Genomic DNA, 24,084 nt, shown 5'->3' with positions numbered 1-24,084 from the left:
GCCGGGGCGGGTGCGCCGGTCAGCGAGGCCCTTCAGGGGGCTTGCCGGGGGCGCCCCGGTCGGGGGCGGGCCCCCGGGTGTCACGCCTCGGTGAGAGCGCGGGGGATCCCCGCCGTCACCCGGGCACACAGCGGGGATCCCCCGCGGGTGATGATCAACAGACCAGCCGAGGGGCCACCCCCCGGGTGCAGGACGCGGGCTGGACGAAGACGGAGCCACCACCCGCCACCCACGACCCCCCGATCAACCGGGAGACGATGCGGCCGACTCGGCGGTGCGGAACACCTCGTGCGACAGGGCGGCGAAGATCCAGGAGCGGATGGACTGGCCGCTTCGTTCGGCCGCCTCGATCACCTCTCTGTGGAGAATACTGTCAAGTTCGACTGTGAGCTTCCAAGTTCGACTGTGAGCTTCTTCGACATACCGTCACCCGTACACCGTCATAATGTGTCGTCGAGCTGTGCCGTAGATGTGGTGGGGCTCGATCGAGTGGCTGATGCCGAAACGGCCGAGCAGTTGGCGGCTGCCCAGCCACCCGAGCGCTCTCTCACTCCACGTACCGGGGCGGCAAAATGGGGAGCGTGGTGGTGCGTCCCCTTTCGCCCGATCGGCTGGTTGAGGAGCTCGTCGACAGGGTGGTGGAACAGCGGCCACACGAGCGTTTGGCGGTGGCCGTCGACGGCCCCGAGGCCGCCGCACCGGACGAATGGGCCGCGTCCCTCGTGGACCCGGTCAAGGTGCGGGGCAGGCCGGTCCTGCACGTGCCGGCCCGCTGGTTCCTCCGACCGGCCTCGCTGCGCTTCGAGCACGGCAGGCAGGACCCGGACGCCTTCTACACCGACTGGCTGGACGTCGGCGGCCTCCGGCGCGAGCTGCTCGAGCCCCTGGAGCCCGATGGATCCGCTCGGGTGCTGCCCTCGCTGTGGGACCCGGAGACCGACCGGGCGACCCGCGCCGACTACCTGACCCTGGCGCCGAACACCGTGGTCCTGCTGTCCGGTTCGTTGCTCCTCGGCCGCTCCCTGCCCCTCCGTCTCACCATTCACTTCTCGCTGTCCTCGGGGGCCTTGCGTCGGCGAACCCCGCCGGAGCGGTGCTGGACGCTGCCGGCCTACGCCCGGTACGAGCGCGAGGTGGCCCCCGGCGACACCGCCGACCTCGTCGTGCGCGCCGACGACCCGGACCACCCGGCGCTCGTTCTCCCCTGAGGCCGCGAACCCGGCTCCTTTCCCGTGCGGGCGCCGTAACACGCGCGGCGTAGTCTCCGCGCCGTGGCTGGAGTACGCGTGCTCGTGCTGGAGCTGTCGGAGCTCGACCCGCTGGGGCCGCTCGGGGAGTGGCTTCTGGCGGCCGATGCGGAGCTCGCTGTGCTGCGGCCCGCCAGGGAGTCGTTCCCGGACTCCCCGGACGGCTACCACGCCCTGGTCTGTCTGGGCGGGGAGATGAGCTCCCTGGACGTCGCCACCCACCCCTGGCTGGCCGACGTCCGGGCTTTGCTGGCCCGTGCCGTCGCCGCCCGGGTGCCGGTGCTGGCGATCTGCCTGGGCGCCCAGCTGCTCGCCCAGGCCACCGGCGGCCAGGTCCGCCGGGGGGTCAACGGGCCGGAAATCGGGCCGTCCCTGGTCGCCAAGCGGGACGCCACCGCGTACGACCCGCTGTGGGCGGACGTGCCGTTCACACCCGACGTCATCCAGTTCCACGAGGACGAGATCCACCGGCTCCCGCCCGGCGCGGAACTGCTCGCCGCGTCGCCCCGCTACCAGAACCAGGCATTCCGGGTGGGCACCTGTGCCTACGGCGTGCAGTTCCACATCGAAACCACCCCGGACACCGTCCTGAACTGGATGGAAAGTGCTCCCGCCCTGGCGGCCTCGGCCCGCCCGGAATTGCTGGAGCCGCAACGGTTGGCGCAGGTGCACGCGGACCTGGCCGAGACATGGCGCCCGGTGATCGAGCGGTTTGTCCAACTCGCCAGGAGCCACGCTGGGTTTTCCCCCGATGACCCGCCGCCACCACGGCCGTTGCCATTGGCCTAGTTCACCCCGGCCCTGACGAGTCCTTGATGACGCGCAGGTAGTGTCAACCCCGTTTGGCCTGAACCGGGAGGGTAGGCGTGGAGGCCTCACTACTCGTCGTCTTAGTGGTGACGACGGCTCTCATCTTCGATTTCACCAACGGCTTCCACGACACCGCCAACGCGATGGCGTCGTCCATCGCGACCGGGGCGCTCAAGCCGCGGACCGCGGTCACGCTCTCCGCGGTGCTGAACCTCGTCGGTGCGTTCCTGTCGGTGGAGGTCGCCAAGACGATCTCCGGCGGCCTGGTGGACGACGCGAGGATCACCCCGGCGGTGGTGTTCGGGGGGCTTGTCGGGGCGATCGTGTGGAACCTGGTCACCTGGTTCGTGGGGTTGCCCTCCAGCTCCTCACACGCGCTGTTCGGTGGCCTCATCGGCGCCACCTGGGTCACCGCGGGCACCGACGCCGTCCACTTCGCCAAGGTGGTCGACAAGATCCTGGTTCCGGCGGTGGCGGCACCACTGATCGCCGGCCTCGTCGCCGCGGTCGGGAGCTTCCTCACCTACCGGCTCATCCGGCGCGCTCGGGCCGACGTGGTCGGCCGCGGTTTCCGTGCCGGGCAGGTGGTCTCGGCCTCGCTGGTGTCGCTGGCGCACGGCACCAACGACGCGCAGAAGACCATGGGCATCATCACGCTGACCCTCATCGCCGCGGGCTCGCTGCCCTCGCACGCCGCCCCGCCCACCTGGGTTGTGGTCAGCGCCGCGCTCGCCATCGCCCTGGGCACCTACGTCGGCGGCTGGCGCATCATCCGCACCCTGGGCAAGGGGCTGACGAGCATCGAGGCGCCGCAGGGCTTCGCCTCGGACGCCAGCGCGGCCACGGTCATCCTCGCCTCGTCCCACCTGGGTTTCCCGCTGTCCACCACGCACGTCTGCTCGGGCAGCATCGTGGGCGGTGGCGTCGGCCGCCGCGCCCCGGACGTCAACTGGGGTGTTGCCGGCCGGATGGTGCTCGCCTGGCTGGTCACCCTCCCGGCGGCCGCCGTGGTCGGCGCGGTCGCCGGCAGGCTCAGCGCCAGCGGTGACGTCGGCACGGCGCTGGTCGCCGCGATGGGTGTCGCGGTGGGCGCGTGGATCTACCGCGCCTCCCGGCGGGACCCGATCCGGCCGGACGACATGGCGCGCCGGGACGACGGGGCACAGCCGGCCGAGCGGGTCGAGCCGCCGGTGGAGGGGCGCGACTCCACCCCGGTGGCGGTGTGAGCGCGGGGGCAACGTCGTGACCGTGCGGTGGGCCGCGCTGGCCCAGGTCGCCCTGGTCGGTTTCGGGGTCGCCGTCAGCCTGGTCGTGTTGTTCACCCTCGGGGTGCTGGGGTTGTCGGCGCGGGCCGCCGCGCGGGAGCGCGGTGCGGGTGGTGGCCTGGGCCAGGTGGTGGCCGGGCTCTGTTTCGCCGGCTGCGCCGCGGTGGTGCTCTACGGGGTGCACCTGATCGCCTTCGGCTGACGCGACGGCCGCCGACTACCGTTGGGGTCCGTGGCGCTCAGCGGGAGGGGGCCGGTGCTGTCACCGGCGCGGTTCGGCCTGACCGAGGACCGTGCCGAGCAGCGGCTGCGGACCCTCGGATGGTGGGGCGAGACCGGTCCGGTGAGCGGCAGCGAACGGCTGTTCACCGCGTTGTCCCGCAGCCCCGACCCGGATCTGGTGCTCCGCGGCGTGGAACGGCTCGCCGAGGCCCTCGGCCCGGGCTGGTCGGAGCTGGCGGCGGCGCTGGGGGAGGACACCGGTCTGCGGGGTCGGTTGCTGGGTGTCCTCGGCGCCTCCACGGCGTTGACCGACCATCTCGTCGCCCGGCCCGAGCAGTGGCGCCGGCTGGCCGGCAGCCTGCCCGCCCAGGACGTCGACCAGTTCACCGCCGCGTTGTTCGAGGCCGTCTCGGCTGATCCCACGGCCGGACCGCCCGGCTCCCCGGATGGTGCCCGCGCGGGCGTCGTCGGTCAGGACGCGATGCGCGCCCTGAAGACCGCCTACCGCGACCTGCTGCTCGACGTGTCCGCCGCCGACCTCGCACCGGTCGTCGAGCCGACCCTGCCCGAGCCGGGCTACGAGGCGGTCACCGGCGCGCTGGCCGACCTCGCCGTCGCCGTGCTGCGTGCCGCGCTCGCGGTGTCCGTCGCCCAGCACGCCCCCGACCCGGGCTCGTCCTGCCGGCTCGCGGTGATCGCGATGGGCAAGTGCGGTGGCCGGGAGCTGAACTACGTCAGCGACGTGGACGTGGTCTTCGTGGCCGAGCCCGAGGCCGAGCTGTCCCTGGCCACCCAGCTGGCCAGCGGCATGATGCGGGTCGCGGACGCCTGTTTCCAGGTGGACGCGGCGTTGCGGCCGGAAGGCAAGGCCGGGGCGCTGGTGCGCACCCTCGATGGTCACGTCTCCTACTACCGTCGTTGGGCGAGCACCTGGGAGTTCCAGGCACTACTGAAGGCACGCCCGGTCGCGGGCGACATCGAGCTGGGCGAGCGTTACCTCGCGGCGGTGCGCCCCTTCGTCTGGAAGGCCGCGGAACACGAGGGGTTCGTCGCCGACGTCCAGGCCATGCGGCGCCGGGTCGAGAACCACGTGCCCCCGGGTCTGACCGACCGGGAGCTGAAACTGGGGCGTGGCGGGCTGCGCGACGTGGAGTTCGCCGTCCAGCTCCTCCAGCTCGTCCACGGGCGTACCGACGAGAGCCTGCGCTCACCCAGCACCGTGGAAGCGCTCGCCGCGCTGGGCCGCGGCGGCTACGTGGGCCGGATGGACGCCGCCGACCTCGGCGACTCCTACCGTTTCCTGCGGCTGCTGGAACATCGGCTGCAGCTGCGGCGGCTCCGGCGCACCCACCTGTTCCCCGAGGAGAACGACACCGCGGCGCTGCGCTGGCTGGCCCGCGCCGCCGGGATCCGCCCGGACGGCCGGCACTCGGCCGACGAGCTGCTGCTCACCGAGTACCGCCGGCACAGCAACCGGGTGCGGCGGTTGCACGAGAAACTGTTCTACCGGCCGCTGCTGGAGGCGGTGGCACGGGTGCCCACCGAGGCGCTCCGGCTCACCCCGGCCGCGGCCCGCCAACGGCTGTCCGCCCTCGGCTACACCTCACCGGACGGCGCCCTGCGACACATCCAGGCCCTCACCGCCGGGGTCTCCCGGCGCGCGGCGATCCAGGGCGCGTTGCTGCCGGTCCTGCTCGACCTGCTGGCCAACACCCCCGATCCGGACGGCGGGCTCCTGGCCTACCGCCGGGTCTCCGAGGCGCTCGCCGAGACCCCCTGGTACCTGCGCCTGCTGCGGGACGAGGGTGCGGTCGTCGAGCGGCTGGCACTGCTGCTCGGCACCGCGCGGACGGTGCCCGACCTGCTGGTGCGCGCCCCCGAAGTGCTGCGCCTGCTCAGCGACACCGACGCGCTGGCGGGCCGCGATCCCGACGAGGTGGCGGGCTCGCTGCGCAGGACGGTCGCGCGGCACGCCGATCCGGCAGAGGCGGTCATCGCCGCCCGCTCCCTGCGCCGCCACGAGCTGCTCCGGGTCGCCTGCGCCGACCTGCTCGGTGTGCTGGAGCTGCCCGGGGTGTGCCGGGCGTTGACGACGGTGTGGATCGCCGTGCTCCAGGCCGCACTGGACGCCGCGGAACGAGCGGTGGCCGCACGCAACGGGCGGGCGGCGCGGATCGCCGTGATCGGCATGGGCCGACTGGGTGGGGGAGAACTGGGCTACGGCTCCGACGCCGACGTCATGTTCGTCTGCGAGCCGGTGGCGGGCGTCGACGAGTCGACTGCCGTCCGGTACGCCACGGCAGTGGCGGAACTGGTGCGGCGGCTGCTGAACGCGCCGAGCCAGGACCCCGCCCTGCAGGTCGACATCGACCTACGGCCGGAGGGCCGGTCCGGCCCGCTGGTACGCACCCTGCCCTCCTACCGCGCCTACTACGAGCAGTGGGGCGAGGTCTGGGAGGCACAGGCCCTGCTGCGGGCCCGCCCGGTGGCCGGCGACCCGGAGCTCGGCGAACGGTTCCTCACCGCCATCGACCCCGTGCGCTACCGAGCGGGTGGCCTGGACACGGCCATGGTGCGCGAGATCCGGCGGATCAAGGCCCGGGTCGACGCGGAGCGCCTGCCCCGCGGTGCCGACCCGGCCACGCACACCAAGCTGGGGCGCGGCGGGCTCGCCGACGTGGAGTGGACGGTCCAGCTCCTGCAGCTGCGGCACGCCCACGAGCAGCCGGCCCTGCGCACCACCTCGACCCTGGACGGGTTGGCCGCGGCCACCGAGGCGGACCTCCTCGACGCGGACGACGCGGCGGCGTTGGCGGCGGGCTGGCGGATGGCGACCCGGGCCCGCAACGCCATCACCCTGGTGCGCGGTAAGCCCACAGACCAGCTCCCCCGGTCGGGCCGGGAACTCGCCGCGGTCGCCCGCGCCATGGGCTACCCGCCCGGCACCGACCCCGGCGAGCTGGTCGACGACTACCGCCGCACCACCCGGCGCACGCGGGCCGTGGTGGAGCGGGTGTTCTACGACTCGTGACCGTTCCCCGCCCCGACGGGCGGGAAAAACGGGACGAGCCCCTGGTGTCCCGGCGGCGGGGACACCAGGGGCCCGTGTGGTCCGGGCATGCTTCAGTTCAGGCGTTCGAGTGATTCAGGAGCCTTGCCCCACCGGTGCCGCCTGTGGGGCGCCGGTCCGGGAGAATGGGCTCTTCTGCGCGGGCCCGGCGGCTCGGAGCGCCCGACGGATCTTGACCTCGCCGTTCCATGCGTCGTTCTCGGAGACGACGGTCAGCCGCTTGGAGCCGTAAGCGGCGGTGCTGCGCAGATTGTCGGCGTAGACCTTCAGCGCCTTCTCGCGTTCCTCACGCGACATGCTCGGCCCGCCGACGCTGGCGCCCCACTTCTCGGTCTTCCACTGCTCGATGTCGACGGCGTCGGTGATGAAGCGTTCGTTGAACGCCTTGGCCTCCTCCTCCAGGAACGCCTTGAAGACGGTCTTCTCCAGCTTGCTCCGGATGTCCCGGAGCTTGCTGTTGACCTGCTGGTCGCCGCGGTCCTTCCAGGTCTGCTTCTCCAGGTCGATCCACTGCCGTTCGCGGTCGGTGGTCGCCTGCTGGCGCTTAGCGTCGAGTTCCTCGTGCTTCTTGGCGAGCTCCTCGGCGGCGTTGTGCAGCACGATGGCCTTCTCCGCCTCGTATGCCTGCAGCGCGGCCTTGGCCGCGGCGTCCTGCCGGGCAGCGATGCCGCCGGTCTTGGCCAGATGCTTGTCCCATGCCTGCTTGCGGGTCTCCTCGAACCTGGTCAGGGACGGGATCTGCGACTCCTTCCACTGCTGGGTGAAGAAGTCGGCCACCCCGCCGGCGACCGCGGCCGGCCACAGCGGGGTGAACAGCAGGGCGTCGCTCCCCACACACTTGCCGGTCTTCTCCGGGTCGAACTCGGTTTGCTGCACGTCGGCGGCGGTGCTCACCCCGCAGCCCACGAACGGCACGATCGAGGTGACGGCCGCGGCCTTGTCCCAGCTGGTGGCATCGTCACTGCCGAAGGTGTCGGCCACGCCCTTGGCCCACAGCCCCACGCCGGCCACGACCAGGCCACCCTTGGCCACGCTGCCGGCACGGCTGAGGTTGCCGCGCAACTTCGCCTTGGCCTCCGGGGACAGCCGGGCATAGCCCTTGATCCGCGCCGCGATGTCGCGCGGGGACAACGCGGTGCCGTCCTTGGCCGCCAGCTTGAGCCCGTACCGTGCCGCCAGGTCCTCGAAGATCGCATTGACCCGGGCCTCCCGCGCCGTCTCACCGGGGTTGACACCCTCCGGCTTGGGCGGGGTCGGCTTGCCCACCTCGGGGCCGGGCTTCTCGGTCCCCGGCCCGGGGGGTGTGGGCTTGCCCGCCTCCGGCGGCGTCGGCGCGGGTGGCTTCGGGGCGAGCTTGGCGATGTAGTCGGTGGCGGCCCTGGCCCCCGCATCCTTGGCTTCCTGGACCGTGGCGCCCTTCGCGAGCTTGTTCAACACGATGGTGCCCGCGCGGGACGCGACCCGGTGCGCTTGCTCCGCGGTGAGCTTCTTCTCCAGCGACTGACGCAACGCCGACTCGGCCACCTCCACCGCGGCCTGCCGCCACTCCGGGGAAATCCCCCTCGGCGGCACACCGGGCTTCTCGCCCTCGGGCTTGCCGGCCTCACCCGGCTGTTCTTCGCCCGGCTTCTCGCAGGGGTCGATGGAGCGTTTGGCGCGGCCGGAGGTGCTGGGTGCGCAGCCGGGTCCGCCGGGGGTGCCGGGACTGGGCTTGTCCGCACCGGGGGTGTCGGGGCGGCTGACCGCGCCCGCGTCGAACGGCTTCGGGTTGGCGTTGGGTGCGGTGGCACGGTCGAAGTCCTTGTTGATGGTGACCGTGTCCTTGAGGTGCTTGAGCTTGCCGTTGACGACGTCGATCTGGAACGCCGAGTGCACCTGCTTCGGCTTGATCCCGCCGTGTGCGTCCCACTCGTAGTGGTAGCCGACCTTCTTGAGGGCCTCGCGTGCGGATGCCTGTTCGGTGGGGGAGCCGTCCTTGAGGATCTTCTCCAGGGTGAGCCGCACGCTGTAGAAGTTCTCGTCGGGCCGGATGACGTAGATCCACGGGCGCTTGCCCGGCGCCAGTTCGAACTGTCCGGCCTGCCACTGGATGGCGACCTCGTTGAGGTCGGAGGTGGTGGAGACGAGGTTGGTGGTTCCGGCCTTCGGGCCCTTCGCGCTCTTGGTGCTTTCGCCCCAGATGTGGTCCAGGACGCTGTTGTTGGTTCCCGTGCCCGGGATCTGGAAGCCCTGGTTGAAGATCTCTTCGGGGGAGCGGGTGTCGATCCGGTAGACGATTTTGGGGATCGTCACCTCTTTCGGGATCTGGCGTTTGGTGGGGTCGAGGATCTCGTGGAAGGGCGGGAAGATGCTGTCGTAGTCCCCCGCGGTGGCCGGCGGCTTGGTGGGTGGTGCGGCAAGGGCGGACTGTGCGGTGGGGAACAGGATCGCCATGGCCGTGGTCGCGGTGACGACCCGCTGGATGTGCCGGGCGTGCGAGTTGGCCCGCGGCTTACGGTGCTTGCCGTGCCGGTGTTTTCTGGAAGGTGCTGCGGCGGCCATTAGCCTGTTGTCACTCCTCAATCACATTCGGTACTGTTGTTTGCGGACAACGTCCCGAGCACCGGTGGACGCAGGAGACGGGTGCCGGAAGACGGCGCGATGCGGCCAGGAAACGGCGTGCATCGCACCCGCGCGGCAGCCGTCTTCCTGTCGGCCTCGGTGGGGCGGCCGCCATAACAGCACATCTGTGTGATTCAGTCACGGGTCTCCAACCGATCCCGGCTGATCTTCAGCAAGACGTAAGGACCTGGCGCACGAGGGCCGGCCGGCGATAGACCAGACCTATAACGACCGTTCGCGACACCGGATTTCGGTCAACCATTCTGCCGTGTTTGGGTCATTGCGGTGTATTTGTCGCCGACCCGCGAGGCGCAACACGTGATGGACAACACGCGGCACTGATAACGGTAGAAGATTAATCGGGTCGGAACTCGCTGGCGATGGATGAATGGGGGAATCTCGCGTCAGCGGTCCTCGGCTGATGACGTCGAACGTGGCTTACGGCGGCATCCCGTCCGAATGGCGTAACCTCCGCGCCCGGGCACCGCGCGAGAGCAAGCCGGGAACGCGCGGCTCCTCGAGAAGTGCGCCCCACGGCCCACGGGACCGTAGTGGTGGGATGTGCTGCTGAGACAACCCAGTGCCGCCTCGGAACGGCCGAACTCCGGGTGCGCTGCGGTGGAGTCGCCACAGTCGGCTACTTGCCTCGTCCCAGGTCGACGGTTCCCCTCGCACGACTGCTCCGCGGCAGGGCCCCGGATGGCGGGCGGGGCAGGGCAACCGGGACTCCGGCGATCAGGGCGTGGGAGCCGTCCCTCATCCGATCGCCGATGGCAGCGGGATGACGCCATGCAGGTGAGTGAGCTGCGGCTGGTGCCGGCCCGGTAGCGATCCGGGAAGTGCTGGCCGGCCACCGGCCGGCCAGCCAACGACTGCTACCCGGCCTGGGCCTGTGCGATCTCCTCCTCGTCCAACCGCATCTCGGGCGCGGAGTCGAACAGCTCCACGACCCACTCCTCGATGTATCCCTCGCCGTCCTCGTCCGGAACGACCTGGTTGTACAGCTTGACCCCGAGGTTGAGCCGGTCGGCGGCCTCCACCGCCTCCGCGGCCTCCTCCCCGTTGGGGAAGACATGTGTGACGATCAACTTCGGGGCATCGTCCTCAGCGCTGGTCACGTGCGAAACGCTAGTCCCGCCACCCGCCCGGTGTCCCCACCCCGGCGGTGAACTTCGGCAGAACGGGTGTCAGGCGTGCCGGACGTAGTGCAGGGCCGACACGGTGTCGCCGCTGGGCGCCGTGGTCGAGCCCTGGCCGTCGGCCCGGAAACCGGCCCGCTCCAGGACCCGGCGCGAGGCCTCGTTCGCCGCGTCGGTCCGGGCGGCCAGGGCGGTGAGGCCGAGCCGGTCGAAGCACCACCGCAGCACCAGCCGCAGGGCGCGACCGGCGACGCCGCGGCCACGGGCCGCCGGCGTGAGCCAGAAGCCGACCTCACCCCGTCGGGTCGCCCAGTTCAGCTCGAACAACACGATGGAACCGAGGAAGTCGTCGGTGTCGGCGTCGGCGATGGCGAGCACGGCCAGCTGGCCGGTGCGGAGGCCCTCGGCGATCGTGGTGCGGATGTCCTGGCGGACGAGCTCGGGCGTGTAGGAGCGGCGGGGCAGGTGAGCGAAGCGCACAACCGCGGGATCCGTGCTCGCCGCGGCGTAGGCCTCGGCGTCACCCTCCACCAGGTGTCGAATGCGGATCGTGCCGTCGTTGAGTCCCTGCGCGCCAAGTCCGAATCGATCGTCGTCCATACAAGCATCCACCCTGCCATAGTGATCTTTGTCCGGTGGACCTTTTTTTGCACCTTTGCGGTCACACGCGGCGAGCGGGCTCGGTGCGCCGCCCTTCGCGCTCCGGCCGAGGTGGATCGTTACGGCGCCAAACAGGATGGAGGGGCGGGAGGACCCCGCCCCTCCATCGGGAGTGCATCCGACGTCAGTGCTCCTGCGCTTGGCCGTCCTGCTCCTGCGCCTGGGCGCCGTCCTCCTGCCCGTGGCCGTCGACAGACGACCAGGGCCGGAAGAGGGCCAACTGCACGCTTTCGCCCACCGCCTTGCTTACCGGGCTGGGAAGCACGCCCATGACACCCTGGACCAGTTGGTCGAGCGGCCCCGGCGTGGGGCCCGGCCCCTGGGCGTGGGCGGTGGGGGTGGTGAGGAGGACGAGGGACACCAGAGCGAGGACGGCGGCGGGGACCCGAGCCGTGACGCGCATGCTCACCTGCTTCCTTGATCGTTTCTGGCCGCGGTGATTCTGCTGCCCCCTACTCGTTCCTGGTAGGGGTTTGGTTGCCTGTTCACTACCCTGTGTGATCTTGCCGAGTTTCGCTCCAGCTGGTGATGCATGCCGCCCGGTGGCCGCAGGGTGCGGCGGGTGCGGCGGGAGCGGCCCCAATTTGGGCCGCTGCCAGGAATCACTCTTGCCGGCCAAGGTGGTTCGCGGTCTGATGCGTCGGAACCGACGAGAGGGGACGGCTCCCGTGCGGTCGTTGCCACAACCGGAAGGCTTCCACTCGGCCGGCTTCGAACGTGGCGGCCCGAGCTCGACGAGGCTGAGCCGAGAGGAGATCCGACGCGGCGTGCTGGCACTGCGATTAGCTGGCGAGACCGCCGCCGACGCACCGACATGCGCTGCTGCGGCAGACGACTTCGGCCACATCGTGCATCGGGTCCCCGCGTGCGTCGTCAGACCCGCCTCGAGCGCGGACGTCGCCTCGGTCGTCTCGTTCGCGGCACGCAACCGAATCCCCGTGTCGGCTCGCGGCTCCGGTCATTCCACGAACGGTCAGTCGCAGGCGGACAGCGGGATCGTGCTCGACATGACTGCGTTGCGGCAGATCCACGAGCTCAGCCGCGCTCACGTGATCGTCGACGCCGGGATCTCGTGGCGTTCGCTGCTCACCGCGACGCTTCCCTCCGGGATGGCCCCGCCGGTGCTGACCGACTATCTCGGGCTCTCCGTCGGCGGCACCCTCTCGGTGGGCGGGATCGGTGGCACCAGCCATCGCCACGGGCCCCAGACCGCCAACGTGCTGGAACTGGAGGTCGTTACCGGGGACGGCGGGACCCACACCTGCTCGGCCAGCCGGAACCCGGGGCTGTTCCACGCTGTTCTCGCCGGGCTGGGGCAGTGCGGCGTGATCACGCGCGCCACACTCCGGTTGGTGCCCGCGGCCGAGCGGGTGCGGCGCTACAAGCTCTACTACGAGGACCTGCACGCTCTCACCGCTGAGCAACGCAGTCTTCTGGATGAAGGACGTTTCGACTTCCTGCAAGGGCAGGTCCAGCCGGACGACGCGGGTGGTTGGCGCCACATGCTGGAGGTTGCGACGTTCTTCTCGCCGCCGGCTGAACCACGGGACGATGACCTGCCGCGCGATCTCGGCTACGCGCGTGGATTCGCCGAGATCGAGGACCTCACGTACTTCGAGTTCCTCGACCGGCTCACCGTCGGCGAGGAGTACCTCCGCGCGACGGGGGAGTGGATGTGGCCGCATCCCTGGTGGAACGTCCTGCTCCCGAACTCCGAAGTAGACGCGTTCGTCGAGTCGGCCATGGCGGGAACGACCCGGGACGACATCGGAGAGAACGGCGTGGTGCTGGTGTACCCGTTCCCTCGGGACCGCTTCACCACCCCACTGCTGCGCGTTCCGGCTGAGCCGTTGGTGTTCCTCTTCACGCTGCTGCGTTTCGCCTCCCCAGCGGATCCCACCGCCGTCGAACGAATGACGCGGTCGAACCGGGAACTCCATGAGCGAGCACGTTCGGTCGGCGGCTGCCGGTACCCGGTGGGCACGGTCCCGTTCGGTCCGGACGACTGGCGTGCACACTTCGGAGCCACGTGGGATGACCTGGTCCGCGCCAAGAGCGAGTACGACCCGCAGCGCATCCTCGCTCCCGGGCAGGGGATCTTCTAGGGCGGCGACTCACATACTCCGGACAGCGCCCGGGTCGCTGCCCCACCTCGGGGAGACGTCTTTGCGATGTTGTGTTCGGGTGGGTGGACCGGAACGCGGGCACGAGGCGGACTGGGGAGCCTGGAATCGCCCTACACTCGTGCCGTTCGGGGAGCGCAACCTGGGAGAACATGTGACTGACCCTGACCACGCGGAGAAGGTCGCAAAGGCCCGGCAGCTCCTCGAGGAGTGGACCGACAACCCTGACCTGGTCAAGGCCATGGCCGAGGAGTTCGGGGAGCCGGTGGTCGGGTCCGGCGAGGTCGTGGCCATGCAGGACCTCGTCAGGCGGGTCGACGCCGGACTGGCCAAGGCGGTCGCGGGCGAGCTGACCGAATCGGACGCCCTGGCGGCGGTCGAGGCCGCGGCCGAGGCCGTGGCCCTCCTGCAGGCGTGCCGGGACGCGTTGATCGACACGGCCCGACGGCTCCCGGAGCCGGTGAACTGGCAGGCGTTGGGGGAGGCCACCGACCAGCCACCCGCCTCCCTCGAGAAGCACTACGACCAGGTCACCGCCAGCCCCGAGCTCGGGGCCTTCTTCGAGGCCGCCGAGGACCCGACCGCGCGGATGGGCCTGTGGTTCGGCTACCACGCCAGCCGGTCCGGCGGGCAGGACGGCGGAGCGTGCCCCACGCCGGAGTAACGAGCCCGCCGTTCGCTCCGGACGGCTCCTGCGCCCAGGCCGCGGACCAACAGGGAGAACTGCTGGAACACCGGGCGTCTTCAACCCGTCAGCGCTCTACTCGTCGATCGCGGTTGGCTGGCCGTGTTCCCGCTCTCCGCATGACCGCCTCGCACCCCCAGGCCGGGACGCACGCCAGGACGAACCACCGGAGGGGCCGGCCCTTCGGCCGGCCCCTCCGGTACCGATCTCAGCTGGCCAGTGAGACGGGTTCGGCGAGCGCACTGCCCGTGGCGGGCAGCCACCTGGCGCGGCCCGGAGCGGTCGGCACCCAGCAGCCCTTGGGGCCGACGGAGGTGTCCTGGGGCAACGGATCGGGAAGCGCGAGCACGCTCTCGACCACCTCGGCCGCCCGCCCGCTGATGCGGTGCAGGACGGTACTCGGGAACAGGATGTCGGGTTCGTCGGCGGGGATCCGCATTGCGTCGGCGTCGTCCTCGCCGTAGAGCTGGACCAGGTCGATCACCTCGTGGTGCACGCGGATACCGACCACCGCGAGAATCTCGCCGTCCGAGTCGCGGGCGTGGGTGAACCGGAAGCCCCGGTCCATCAGGGCTTGCAAGCCTTCGGTGATGTCACTCATGACGCCGCCGTGTCTTTCGTCGAACAGTGTTGGTGGGTCGTGGGTATCTGGGCTGGTGGGTGATGCCCGCTCACCGTCGTGTGGGTCAGGCGAGCATGTCGTCGAACTCGCCGTCCTTGACACCGGAGAGGAAGGCCGCTACCTCGTCGCGGGTGTAGAGGACCGCCGGTCCGTCCGGATGGCGGGAGTTGCGCAGCGCGATCTGCCCGCCGGGGAGCGTGGCCAGCTCCACACAGTTGCCGAGCGCACCGCTGTACCTGCTCTTCCGCCATGCCGCGCCCGCGAGCAGCTCGGCCGACTGGCTGTTGTGGGTCACACTTGCCATCAGACTCCCCTTTCCGGCCCGCTTGGTGCATCTGCACGTGCATGTGACTGTGCGAGATCAAGCTAGCACCCTCTGTTGCCCGTGTGAATGCACGTGCAAGCGAACGTGCTGACTCAAGTGCGTGTTGAGGTTGGGGAAACGTTGGTGTGCCCGCGCGCCACCGGTGTGGTCTACGGTCCACAGCGGATGATCGCGAAAGAGTCTCGGTTCAGGCGTGGGGCGGGTGGAACCGGGGGAGCGCGCCGCGACAGGGAACGTGGTCAGAGCTCCGCACGCAGCTTGGCCAGCAGCTGCCGGGAGTTGTTGGGCGTCTCCGCAGTCACCGCGACGCGGTCCATGGCGCGGCCGTACGCCTCGACCTCCTCGAGCTTCTCCAGATACAACGCCCCGGTCAGGTGCTCGACGTAGATGATCGTCGGCAGCTCCGGCTCGGCGAAGCGGAGCATGGTGAACGAGCCCTCCGCGGCGTAGCCGCTGTGCTGGTAAGGGATGATCTGCAGCCGGATGTGCGGCAGCGCGGTCATTTCCAGGAGCACCTCGAGCTGTGCCCGTAGTACCTCTCGGCCGCCGATGGGCCGGTGCAGCACCGACTCGTCGACTACCGCCCACAGCCGCGGCGCGTCCGGACGGGCCAGGACCTTCTGTCGCCGCATGCGCAGGCCGACCCGGCGCTCGACCTCGTCGTCGACCGCTTCCGGTCGACCGTGGCTGGCGACGGCCCGCGCGTATGCCTCGGTCTGCAGCAGGCCGGGCACGAACAGCAGCTCGTAGGTCTGGATCCGGCTGGCCGCCTCCTCGAGCCCGACGTAGTCGTCGAACCACTTCGGCAGCAGGTCGTTGTAGCGGTGCCACCAGCCGGGTTTGTTGGCCTGCCGGGCCAACTGCAGCAGCGGCTCGCGCTCCTCCGGGTCAATGACACCGTAGAGCGTGAGCAGGTCCGTGACGTCACGTTCCTTGAAGCTGACCCGGCCGAGCTCGATGCGGCTGATCTTCGACTCCGAGCCGCGAATGGCATAGCCGGCCTCGGATCGACTGAGCTCGGCGCGCTCGCGCAGCCGGCGGAGCTGGGTGCCCAGGATCATGCGTCGCGCGGTGGGGCCACTACCCGGAGCGACGCCTGGAACGCCCATCGTGGCCACGGCGAACCTTCCTCTGCACCACCGACCACCTGGTGTCGGATGGTAGTCGACGACCTACAGCCTGATCACGAAGTCTAGAGACCATTGCGGCGACCGGGGGAAGATCACTTACTGCACACGGACTGCTACACTCCGCTGTGATCCACTACACACCCGCGACGACACTCAGGGAGATCATGATGGCGGGTGCAACCGTCGACCATTCCGACCGCAAGGTGCCAGTGGGGGTCGATCCGACCAGGGCGAGTATCGCCCGCGTCTACGACGCCTTCCTCGGGGGGAAGGACAACTACGAGATCGACCGGCAGGTCTTCCAGAGCGTGCAGAAGGTGGCGCCGGAGGCGCAGGAGCTGGCGCTGGAGAACCGCGGGTTCCTGATCCGGGCCTGCCGGTTCCTGGCTGGCCAGGCGGGGATCAGCCAGTTTCTGGACTGCGGATCGGGGTTGCCGACCGCGGAGAACATCCATCAGGTCGTGCAACGGATCAACCCGGACGCCCGCGTGGTGTACATCGACAACGACCCGGTGGTGCTCGCGCACGGGCGGGCGTTGCTGGAGGAGAACGACCGGACGCACTTCGTCTCGGCAGACATCTTCCACCCTGAGGAGATCCTGGAGAACCAGGAGATCCGCCAGTACCTCGACTTCTCCGAGCCGCTGGCCTTCCTCCAGCTCGGCACGCTGCACCACTACGACGGCCCGCGGGAGCGGCCGGCGCGGATCATGCGCGAGTACGTCGACGCGTTGCCCTCGGGGTCCTACATCGCGATCAGCCACTTCCTCGACCCGGAGAACGAGCACAGCGAGCTGGCGCGCCGGATGGAGCACGTGTTCCTGCACAGCCCGATGGGTTCGGGGACGTTCCGCACCCGCGCCGAGCTGCTGGAACTGTTCTGCGGCCTGGAGTTGGTGGATCCCGGGCTCACGTTCTGCGCGGAGTGGTGGCCGGACGGGCCGCGGACCCGCCCGTTGAGCCCGGTCCAGCAGAGCATCGCCGGCGGGGTCGCCCGCAAGCCCTGAGCGGCGCAGCCTGGATTCGCACCTGCGTTCTGGCGCAGTGCGCGCGGATGGCCACCCGCGTCCTGCAGGATCGGGCCCTGGGCCCTGGTATGTCTGCGGGAGAGGGTGGCGGGCCGTGGAGTGGAAGCTCGAGCTGGTTCCGATTCCCGTCACGGACGTGGACCGGGCGAAGTACTTCTATGCCGAGCAGCTGGGTTTTGCCGTCGACCACGACACTGGGATGCCCCGCCGGTTGTGTCTTGACGATCGTGTCCTGACGGCGCGGAGGTGGAACGCCCCACGCCAGGCCGGCGAAAAGCCGAGGGCCGAGTGGTCGTGACCACTCGGCCCTCGGCAGCCGCCTGACCTGATCCTGCCGGATCAGACGTCGTAGTAGAGCGCGAACTCGGTGGGCGTCGTGCGGAGCTGGATCGGGGCGATCTCCTGCTCGCGCTTGAGCGCGATCCAGGTCTCGATCACGTCCGGGGTGAACACGCCACCCTCGAGCAGGTAGTCGTGGTCCCGCTCCAGGTTGTCGAGGACCTCGTTGAGCGTGCCGGGCACCTGCTTGACGCCCTTGGCCTCCTCCGGTGGCAGCTCGTAGAGGTCCTTGTCGATCGGGTCCGCCGGCTCGATCTTGTTCTTGATGCCGTCCAGGCCGGCCATGAGCATGGCGGAGAAGGCCAGGTACGGGTTGCCGGAGGAGTCCGGGCACCGGAACTCGATGCGCTTGGCCTTGGGGTTGTTCCCGGTGATTGGGATGCGCACGCAGGCCGACCGGTTGCGCTGCGAGTACACCAGGCTCACCGGCGCCTCGAAGCCCGGCACGAGCCGGCGGTAGGAGTTCACCGTCGGGTTGGTGAAGGCCAGCAGGCTCTGCGCGTGGTGCAGGATGCCGCCGATGTAGTGCCGCGCGGTGTCCGACAACCCGGCGTAGCCGGTCTCGTCGTGGAACAGCGGCGCGCCGTCCTTCCACAGCGACTGGTGGCAGTGCATACCGGAGCCGTTGTCACCGAACAGCGGCTTGGGCATGAACGTCGCGGTCTTGCCGGCCTGCCACGCGGTGTTCTTGACGATGTACTTGAACAGCTGCAGGTCGTCGGCCGCGTGCAGCAGCGTGTTGAACTTGTAGTTGATCTCGGCCTGCCCGGCGGTGCCCACCTCGTGGTGCGCGCGCTCCACCTCGAAGCCGGTGTTGATCAGGTTCAGCACGATCTTGTCGCGCAGGTCGGCGAAGTGGTCGGTCGGGGTGACCGGGAAGTAGCCGCCCTTGTACTTGACCTTGTAGCCCTTGTTGCCGCCCTCCTCGTCGGCGCCGGTGTTCCACCAGCCCGCGACCGAGTCGATCTCGTGGAAGGAGGCGTTCTCGGTAGCGTCGAACCGCACCGAGTCGAACATGTAGAACTCCGCCTCGGGCGCGAAGAACGCGACGTCGGCGATGCCGGACTCGTTGATGTACTGCTCCGCCTTGCGCGCGATGTTGCGCGGGTCGCGGCTGTACGGCTCCAGCGTCAGCGGGTCGTGCACGAAGAAGTTGACGATGAGCGTCTTCTCGGCCCGGAACGGGTCGAGCCGCGCGGTCGCCAGGTCGGGCAGCAGCAACATGTCCGACTCATGGATCGACTGGAACCCGCGGACCGACGAGCCGTCGAAGGCTAGCCCCTGCTGGATCGTCTCCTCGGTGAACGACTGTGCCGGCACCGTGAAGTGCTGCATGATGCCCGGCAGGTCGCTGAACCGGACGTCGACGAACTTCACGTCCTCATCGGTGATGAAGCGCTGGACCTCGTCGGGATTCTTGAACACCCTCGTTGGCTCCTTCACGCACTCGGTCCCCTGGGCCGGCGCTGGTCGCGAACCGGCTCGGCGTGCGACGGTAGGAAGCCGGTGTTGCCCGACCATCACCCGGATGTTTCACACGTGTTAACGGTCGTTCGGCCGGGGGTACTGAATCACCTGGTCGGGGAGTTCTTTTCGGGGGCGTTTACGCTGGTGCGGTGAGTGAGAGGTGGACCGGCACCTGGCTGTCCGGGCCACGGGCGGCCCTGGAGCCCGGTGCCGAGAACGACCAGCGCTGGCGGGGCGAGCGACTCGGGTACCCGGAGCAGGGCCCGGGCGCCGTGGCCGGCTTCGGCCGGCGCATCCTCGCCCTGGTCGTCGACTGGGCGCCGTGCGCGTTGCTCGCGGAGCTGCTCACCCGGAACCCGGCCACGTCGGCGCTCGCGTTGTTCGCGGCCTACGTCGCGGTCTCGGTCGCGCTGTTCGGCCGTACCGGCGGCCACGCCGCGCTCGGGGTGCGGGTGGCGCGGCTCGAGGGCGGCGGGCGTCCCGGCTTCGGCGCCGCGGTGCTGCGGGCGTTGCTGATCTGCCTGGTCGTCCCGCCGGTGGTCTATGACCGCGACGGCCGTGGCCTGCACGACAAGGCGGTCGGCACGATCGTCCTGCGTACCCGCTAGCCGCCGACCCGGCGCAACGCCGGGGCACGGGTAAGCCGACCGTGCAGCCGGCACAACCCTCGTTGGAACGCCTCGCGTGAATCGGGAAAGACGTTCGGCAGTGCGGGTGGCCAACTAGCACCGGTGTACCCGAAAGGCTCCGGTGCCGGCAAAGCCCTGGGCCCTGGTGGCTCGAGCCCCGACGACGGGACGGTAGCCGAGCCCGAGCCGACGCCAACCCGCCCCGACGCCGTGTGGCGGCTCAGCGCCGCTTGATCGTCCGCTGGATGTTGCGCATCTTGGCACCCTGAGGCATCGGGCCCTTCGGCATGCCCACGCCCTTGCTCCGTAGCGCCGCCAGCCGGTTCTCCAGGCTGTCGATCTGTGCGGTGGTGATGTTGCGTGGGAGCCGCGTCAGGTGCGACTGCAGCTTGCGCAGCGGCACCTGGCCCTCCTCGGTACCCACGATCACGTCGTAGATCGGGGTCTCGCCGACCAGCCGGGCCACCCGCTTCTTCTCCTGGGTGAGCAGCGACCTGACCCGGTGCGGGGTGCCCTCGCCCACCAGCACGATGCCCGGCTTGCCGATCACCCGGTGCACGGTGTCCAGCTGCCCGGTCGCGGCGACCGCCGTGGTCACCCGCCAGCGGCCCTTCATGTTCTCCAGCGTCCAGGCCGCCGCACCCGGCTGGCCCTCGGCCTTGCCGTAGACGTTGCGCTGCACCCGGCGGCCGAACAGGATCACCGCGCCCAGCGCGCCGAAGGCGATGCCCACGGGCAGGAACATCCAGTGCAGGCCCCAGATGAAGCCCAGTCCGAACAGGACGGCGGTGACGCCGAGGAACACCGCGAGCATCAGCGGCACGAGCGCCTTGTCCTCGCGGCGCTGCATCTTGAACGCCTCGAAGATCTGCCGGCGACGCTCGCGGGACGCCTGCTTGCGGGCGCGGGCTGCTTCCTTCTTCGCAGCCTTGTCCTTGGGGGGCATCAGAACCTCTCGGCGACAGGTACAGGTCCGGCGTGCCTCGATCCGCAAGGGGCGGGGTCCGTCAGGGCTTGGCGGTGGTATCGGCCCTCCGGGGCGATCCAGAAGCCCCACGGTTCCCGCCGTGGGGAGGAGTCACGGCTGCCAGGATACGGCGCTGGTTGCCGGCCCTCGTGCCGAGTCGGGCATCTGTTCGGACGGCCCGCTGGCGGTCGTGTCAGGGAACCGACAGCATGCGGCCCCGCCCGGAGCTGGGCTCGACCAGGACGGAGATCAGCGCGCGACAAGCGCGCTGATCTCCTGGGCCGAGGGACCGGTCTCGGCGAGGTGGCGCAGGTTCTCCGGCAGTTCCTCACCGCGGGCCCGCACCGTCTGCGCGAACAGCCGGCCGGCCCGGTAGGAGGAGCGCACCAGCGGCCCGGCCATCACGCCCGGGAAGCCGATCCGCTCGGCGGTGGCCTTGTGCTCCAGGAACTCCTCCGGCTTCACCCACCGGTCCACCGGGTGGTGCCGCACGCTCGGCCGCAGGTACTGGGTGATGGTGATGATCTCGCAGCCCGCGTCGTGGAGGTCCTGCAGCGCGGCGGTGACCTCCTCCGGGGTCTCGCCCATGCCCAGGATCAGGTTGGACTTGGTGACCAGGCCGGCCGCGCGCGCCTTGGTGATGACCTCCAGTGACCGCTCGTACCGGAAGGCCGGGCGGATCCGCTTGAAGATGCGCGGCACCGTCTCCAGGTTGTGCGCCAGCACCTCGGGGCGGGCGCCGAAGACCTCGGCGAGCTGGTCCGGCTGGGCGTTGAAGTCCGGGATCAGGAGCTCGACCCCGGTGCCTGGGTTGAGCGCGTGGATCTGCCGCACCGTCTCGGCGTAGAGCCAGGCGCCGCCGTCGGGCAGGTCGTCCCGGGCGACGCCGGTGACCGTGGAGTAGCGCAGCCCCATGGTCTGCACCGACTCGGCGACCCGCCGCGGCTCGTCGCGGTCGAACTCGGCCGGCTTGCCGGTGTCGATCTGGCAGAAGTCGCAACGCCGGGTGCACTGCTCGCCACCGATGAGGAAGGTGGCCTCGCGGTCCTCCCAGCATTCGTAGATGTTGGGGCAGCCGGCCTCCTCGCAGACCGTGTGCAGCCCCTCCCGGCGCACCAACCCCTTGAGCTCGCGGTACTCCGGGCCCATCTTGGCCCGGGTCTTGATCCACGAAGGCTTCTTCTCGATCGGCGTCTGGCTGTTGCGGACCTCCAGCCGCAGCAGCTTGCGCCCCTCGGGTGCGACCGTCACGCGCCCCACCCTACGCCTGGCCGTCGGCCAGTCTCGACCGGTGCCGATCCCGCTTTACCACGCGAGGTGACGGGCGAAGCGAGCACCGCAACGCGGTGACAAGGCGCGCAGCGAAGCCCGGAGCCGGGCAGATCGAACACGAGATTCAGGTCACTGCGGGAAAGGCTGCACGCCGGTCAGCTCCGCGGTGCGCCGCCACAGTGCGGCGGCGAGCCCGGGGTTGTACGCGGCCCGGCGGGCCTTGACCCGCCGCGGCCCGCCGCGGACCTCGCCCAGGCCGTCCGGGCCGAAGTACTCGCCGCCCCGCACATCGGGTGCCGTGGCCGCATACAACTGGGGCAGCACACCCTGCTCGGCGCTCTGCGCGAACAGCGCGCCGAACACCCGCGAGCCCTGTTTCATCAGCGAGCTGCCGCGGGAGCGCGCCATGTTGCCGGCCAACTCGGTGTTGCTGAAGCCCGGGTGCGCCGCGACGCTGACCAGGTCCAGGCCGGCCTGGCGGGCGCGTCGGTCCAGTTCGAAGGCGAACAGCAGGTTGGCCAGCTTCGCCTGGCCGTAGGCGGGCCAGGACCCGTAACGCCGGCGGGCGAAGTTGAGGTCGTCCAGGGCGATCCGGCCGATCCGGTGCGCCAGGCTGGACACGGTCACCACGCGGGGGTTCGGCGCGTTGCCCAGGGCCGGGCCCAGCAGCCAGGTGAGGGCGGCGTGGCCCAGGTGGTTGGTGCCGAACTGCAGCTCGAACCCGTCCTTCGTGCGACGCGACGGGGTGGCCATCACGCCGGCGTTGTTGACCAGCAGGTCCAGCGAGTCACCGGTGCGCTCGCGAACCTCGGCGGCGGCGTGCCGGACGGAGTCGAGGTCGGCGAGGTCCAGGCCGACCAGGTCGGCGGCGCCCCGGCGGCGCACCTGCTCCAGCGCGGCCTGGCCACGTTCGGGCGACCGGCAGGCCAGCAGCACTCGGGCGCCGTGCCGGGCGAGCTGGAGCGCGGTGTGCAGCCCCAGGCCGGAGTTGGCCCCGGTGACGAGCACGGTGCGGCCCGTCTGGTCGGGGATCTGGTCGGCGGTCCAGTTCGACATAGCCCATACCTACTCTCGAGTAGACATGAACGCCAGTGTGTCCTCGCTCCGCTGCGGGAGCGCAACCGCGGCCAGCCGGGTCAGGCGGTCATCAGCCGCCGCAGCAGGGCGGTGACGGGCCGGCGCCGCCACAGCGACGCGCACGGCTGCATCTCCACCCTCTCCGGCTGCTGCTCACGCACCATGGCCAGGAACCCCGCGCCGATCCGCACGATGTCCTCGGCCGGCTCGTCGGGCTCGACCAGGCCCGCGGCCAGGGCGAGCAGGCGTTGCTCGGCGGCGGCGGGGCGGCGCAGGCCCTCTTCCTCGACCTCGGCGTACTGGTCCAGGACGCGACGCAACGTCGGCTCGGCGTCGGCCAGCTCGTGCCAGGCGCCGCTGACGGCGCCCACGCGGTCGAGGTCGGGGCGGCGGGCGGCCTGGTCCAGAGCCAGCTCGATCCGCGGGGCGAGCAGCAGTAGCCAGCGGTACTGCATGGCGCGCAGCAGGTCGGCACGGTCGATGAACGCCTCGTCGATGCCGGTCAGGTCGAAGAACGGGATCGCCTCGCCAGGGTTGCGCTCGCACCAGTCCAGGGTCGCGAGCAAGGCGTTCCGCCGCCGGTAGAAGTCGTTCCAGCTCATTGGGCTTCCTCCTCGGGGGTTGGCCCTCCATACCCTCGGTCGAATGCATACCGGCGGTATGTACCCGACGGAGGTAACATACCATCAGTACGTACCGCTGGTATGTCGCAATCTTGGTCGGAACGGTGTGAGTGTGATGACAGTGCGGTCCCGGTCCCGGCGCCGGTCACGGCGGATGGAGTACTCGGAGTCCACCAGGCAGGCCCTGGTGGACAGTGCCATCGCGCTGTTCACCGAGCGCGGCTACGGCGGTACCTCGCTGGACGAGATCGCCCATCGGGCCCGGGTCACCAAGGGCGCGCTGTACCACCACTTCGCCAACAAGCAGGCCCTGTTCGAGGCCGCCTACCAGGCCGTCGAGGCCGACGTGGTGGACCGCCTGGCCGAGGTCATGCGGGTCCCCACGGACCTGTGGGACGCCATGAAGGCCGGCATCGCGGCCTTCTTCGAGGTGTGCCTGGAGCCGAACTACCAGCGCATCGCGCTGCAGGAGGCCCCCAGCGTCCTCGGCTACGACAGGTGGCGCCTGGCCGAGGAGCACTCCTGCTTCAGCGTGGTCCGCACCGGTCTGGAGGCGTTGATCGACGCCGGGGAGATCGAGGATCTGCCGCTCGAGGCGGCCTCCCGCATCGTCTTCGGTGCGCTGGCCTTCGGCGCGATCATGATCGCCGGGGCGGACGACCCCGTGCGTACCCGTGAAGACGTGGTGTACAGCGTCGACTACTTGGTCGACGGCCTGCGGCACGGTGCGGCGTACCCGCGCGACACCGAGCAGATGGCTCCGGACCCGCAGGATTAGCCTCC

Annotated in this window: 23 protein-coding genes; 11 read left to right on the top strand and 12 right to left on the bottom strand. The window is 70.3% G+C overall.

The annotated features are described in order from the left end of the window. Nucleotides 1-581: 581 nt before the first annotated feature. The 5 genes from IEY55_RS13170 to IEY55_RS13150 all read left to right on the top strand — a co-directional run bounded on the left by IEY55_RS13170 (nucleotide 582) and on the right by IEY55_RS13150 (nucleotide 6,575). Nucleotides 582-1,208, top strand: coding sequence for a nucleoside/nucleotide kinase family protein (locus IEY55_RS13170; RefSeq protein ID WP_189057492.1), 627 nt, complete (start codon nucleotides 582-584; stop codon nucleotides 1,206-1,208). 63 nt (nucleotides 1,209-1,271) lie between these two features. Next, the gene (locus tag IEY55_RS13165; RefSeq protein WP_189057490.1) at nucleotides 1,272-2,036 is read left to right on the top strand and encodes a type 1 glutamine amidotransferase; all 765 of its coding nucleotides are present in this window, start codon (nucleotides 1,272-1,274) and stop codon (nucleotides 2,034-2,036) included. Between the two features lie 77 nt (nucleotides 2,037-2,113). Next, complete coding sequence (locus IEY55_RS13160; protein WP_189057488.1) at nucleotides 2,114-3,283, top strand: inorganic phosphate transporter; 1,170 nt, start codon at nucleotides 2,114-2,116, stop codon at nucleotides 3,281-3,283. 16 nt (nucleotides 3,284-3,299) lie between these two features. Further along, complete coding sequence (locus IEY55_RS13155) at nucleotides 3,300-3,524, top strand: hypothetical protein (protein WP_189057486.1); 225 nt, start codon at nucleotides 3,300-3,302, stop codon at nucleotides 3,522-3,524. A 30-nt stretch (nucleotides 3,525-3,554) separates the two neighbouring features. Then, nucleotides 3,555-6,575, top strand: coding sequence for a bifunctional [glutamine synthetase] adenylyltransferase/[glutamine synthetase]-adenylyl-L-tyrosine phosphorylase (locus IEY55_RS13150; RefSeq protein ID WP_229686317.1), 3,021 nt, complete (start codon nucleotides 3,555-3,557; stop codon nucleotides 6,573-6,575). A 114-nt stretch (nucleotides 6,576-6,689) separates the two neighbouring features. Here IEY55_RS13150 and IEY55_RS13145 read toward each other — a convergent pair whose 3' ends face one another. The 4 genes from IEY55_RS13145 to IEY55_RS13130 form a co-directional block, all read right to left on the bottom strand. After that, the gene (locus tag IEY55_RS13145) at nucleotides 6,690-9,155 is read right to left on the bottom strand and encodes a hypothetical protein (protein WP_189057484.1); all 2,466 of its coding nucleotides are present in this window, start codon (nucleotides 9,153-9,155) and stop codon (nucleotides 6,690-6,692) included. A gap of 935 nt (nucleotides 9,156-10,090) precedes the next feature. Continuing rightward, nucleotides 10,091-10,333, bottom strand: a complete 243-nt coding sequence (locus tag IEY55_RS13140) for a hypothetical protein (RefSeq protein WP_189057482.1) — start codon at nucleotides 10,331-10,333, stop codon at nucleotides 10,091-10,093. A gap of 69 nt (nucleotides 10,334-10,402) precedes the next feature. Next, complete coding sequence (locus IEY55_RS13135) at nucleotides 10,403-10,954, bottom strand: GNAT family N-acetyltransferase (RefSeq protein ID WP_189057480.1); 552 nt, start codon at nucleotides 10,952-10,954, stop codon at nucleotides 10,403-10,405. Nucleotides 10,955-11,138: 184 nt separating this feature from the next. Continuing rightward, nucleotides 11,139-11,417, bottom strand: a complete 279-nt coding sequence (locus IEY55_RS13130) for a hypothetical protein (protein WP_189057478.1) — start codon at nucleotides 11,415-11,417, stop codon at nucleotides 11,139-11,141. Nucleotides 11,418-11,781: 364 nt separating this feature from the next. On the opposite strand from IEY55_RS13130, the gene IEY55_RS13125 reads away from it, so the two are divergent. Together IEY55_RS13125 and IEY55_RS13120 are read left to right on the top strand one after the other, a co-directional pair. Then, nucleotides 11,782-13,119 carry an FAD-binding protein gene (locus tag IEY55_RS13125; RefSeq protein WP_229686316.1) on the top strand — a complete coding sequence of 446 codons (1,338 nt, stop codon included), beginning with the start codon at nucleotides 11,782-11,784 and terminating at the stop codon, nucleotides 13,117-13,119. A 172-nt stretch (nucleotides 13,120-13,291) separates the two neighbouring features. Next, entirely contained in the window at nucleotides 13,292-13,801 is a 510-nt protein-coding gene (locus IEY55_RS13120) for a hypothetical protein (protein WP_189057474.1), read from the top strand. 229 nt (nucleotides 13,802-14,030) lie between these two features. Here the strand turns inward: IEY55_RS13120 and IEY55_RS13115 are convergent, their stop codons facing one another. The 3 genes from IEY55_RS13115 to IEY55_RS13105 all read right to left on the bottom strand — a co-directional run bounded on the left by IEY55_RS13115 (nucleotide 14,031) and on the right by IEY55_RS13105 (nucleotide 15,878). Then, nucleotides 14,031-14,423, bottom strand: a complete 393-nt coding sequence (locus tag IEY55_RS13115) for a hypothetical protein (RefSeq protein WP_189057472.1) — start codon at nucleotides 14,421-14,423, stop codon at nucleotides 14,031-14,033. A gap of 85 nt (nucleotides 14,424-14,508) precedes the next feature. Further along, on the bottom strand, nucleotides 14,509-14,748 hold the full coding sequence (locus tag IEY55_RS13110; protein WP_189057470.1) for a DUF397 domain-containing protein: 240 nt from the start codon (nucleotides 14,746-14,748) through the stop codon (nucleotides 14,509-14,511). A gap of 260 nt (nucleotides 14,749-15,008) precedes the next feature. Continuing rightward, nucleotides 15,009-15,878, bottom strand: coding sequence for a Sco1979 family transcriptional regulator (locus tag IEY55_RS13105; protein ID WP_189057533.1), 870 nt, complete (start codon nucleotides 15,876-15,878; stop codon nucleotides 15,009-15,011). Between the two features lie 230 nt (nucleotides 15,879-16,108). On the opposite strand from IEY55_RS13105, the gene IEY55_RS13100 reads away from it, so the two are divergent. Then, nucleotides 16,109-16,906: an SAM-dependent methyltransferase gene (locus tag IEY55_RS13100; RefSeq protein ID WP_189057531.1), complete on the top strand. Its 798-nt coding sequence runs from the start codon at nucleotides 16,109-16,111 to the stop codon at nucleotides 16,904-16,906. A gap of 115 nt (nucleotides 16,907-17,021) precedes the next feature. Continuing rightward, the gene (locus tag IEY55_RS32795; protein WP_308424756.1) at nucleotides 17,022-17,225 is read left to right on the top strand and encodes a VOC family protein; all 204 of its coding nucleotides are present in this window, start codon (nucleotides 17,022-17,024) and stop codon (nucleotides 17,223-17,225) included. A gap of 41 nt (nucleotides 17,226-17,266) precedes the next feature. Here IEY55_RS32795 and glnA read toward each other — a convergent pair whose 3' ends face one another. Next, the gene (gene glnA, locus IEY55_RS13090; RefSeq protein ID WP_189057468.1) at nucleotides 17,267-18,691 is read right to left on the bottom strand and encodes a type I glutamate--ammonia ligase; all 1,425 of its coding nucleotides are present in this window, start codon (nucleotides 18,689-18,691) and stop codon (nucleotides 17,267-17,269) included. A 191-nt stretch (nucleotides 18,692-18,882) separates the two neighbouring features. Here glnA and IEY55_RS13085 point away from each other — a divergent pair, with 191 nt between their 5' ends. Next, nucleotides 18,883-19,341, top strand: coding sequence for an RDD family protein (locus tag IEY55_RS13085; protein WP_189057466.1), 459 nt, complete (start codon nucleotides 18,883-18,885; stop codon nucleotides 19,339-19,341). 241 nt (nucleotides 19,342-19,582) lie between these two features. Here the strand turns inward: IEY55_RS13085 and IEY55_RS13080 are convergent, their stop codons facing one another. The 4 genes from IEY55_RS13080 to IEY55_RS13065 form a co-directional block, all read right to left on the bottom strand. Then, on the bottom strand, nucleotides 19,583-20,308 hold the full coding sequence (locus IEY55_RS13080) for a DUF4191 domain-containing protein (RefSeq protein WP_373290004.1): 726 nt from the start codon (nucleotides 20,306-20,308) through the stop codon (nucleotides 19,583-19,585). A 270-nt stretch (nucleotides 20,309-20,578) separates the two neighbouring features. Then, a complete protein-coding gene (lipA, locus tag IEY55_RS13075) occupies nucleotides 20,579-21,580 on the bottom strand; it encodes a lipoyl synthase (RefSeq protein ID WP_189057464.1) in 1,002 nt (333 codons plus the stop codon). Between the two features lie 150 nt (nucleotides 21,581-21,730). Next, nucleotides 21,731-22,657 carry an oxidoreductase gene (locus IEY55_RS13070; protein ID WP_189057462.1) on the bottom strand — a complete coding sequence of 309 codons (927 nt, stop codon included), beginning with the start codon at nucleotides 22,655-22,657 and terminating at the stop codon, nucleotides 21,731-21,733. An 80-nt stretch (nucleotides 22,658-22,737) separates the two neighbouring features. Further along, nucleotides 22,738-23,280: a hypothetical protein gene (locus tag IEY55_RS13065; RefSeq protein ID WP_189057460.1), complete on the bottom strand. Its 543-nt coding sequence runs from the start codon at nucleotides 23,278-23,280 to the stop codon at nucleotides 22,738-22,740. Between the two features lie 136 nt (nucleotides 23,281-23,416). Between IEY55_RS13065 and IEY55_RS13060 the strand changes: the two genes are divergently transcribed. Then, complete coding sequence (locus tag IEY55_RS13060; RefSeq protein ID WP_189057458.1) at nucleotides 23,417-24,079, top strand: TetR/AcrR family transcriptional regulator; 663 nt, start codon at nucleotides 23,417-23,419, stop codon at nucleotides 24,077-24,079. Nucleotides 24,080-24,084 lie beyond the last annotated feature (5 nt).

This window comes from Longimycelium tulufanense, from assembly GCF_014645795.1.
In the GTDB taxonomy this organism is placed as follows: domain Bacteria; phylum Actinomycetota; class Actinomycetes; order Mycobacteriales; family Pseudonocardiaceae; genus Longimycelium; species Longimycelium tulufanense.
The sequence above is the reverse complement of the archived record's forward strand: the minus strand, read 5'-3'. Positions and strand labels throughout refer to the sequence as shown.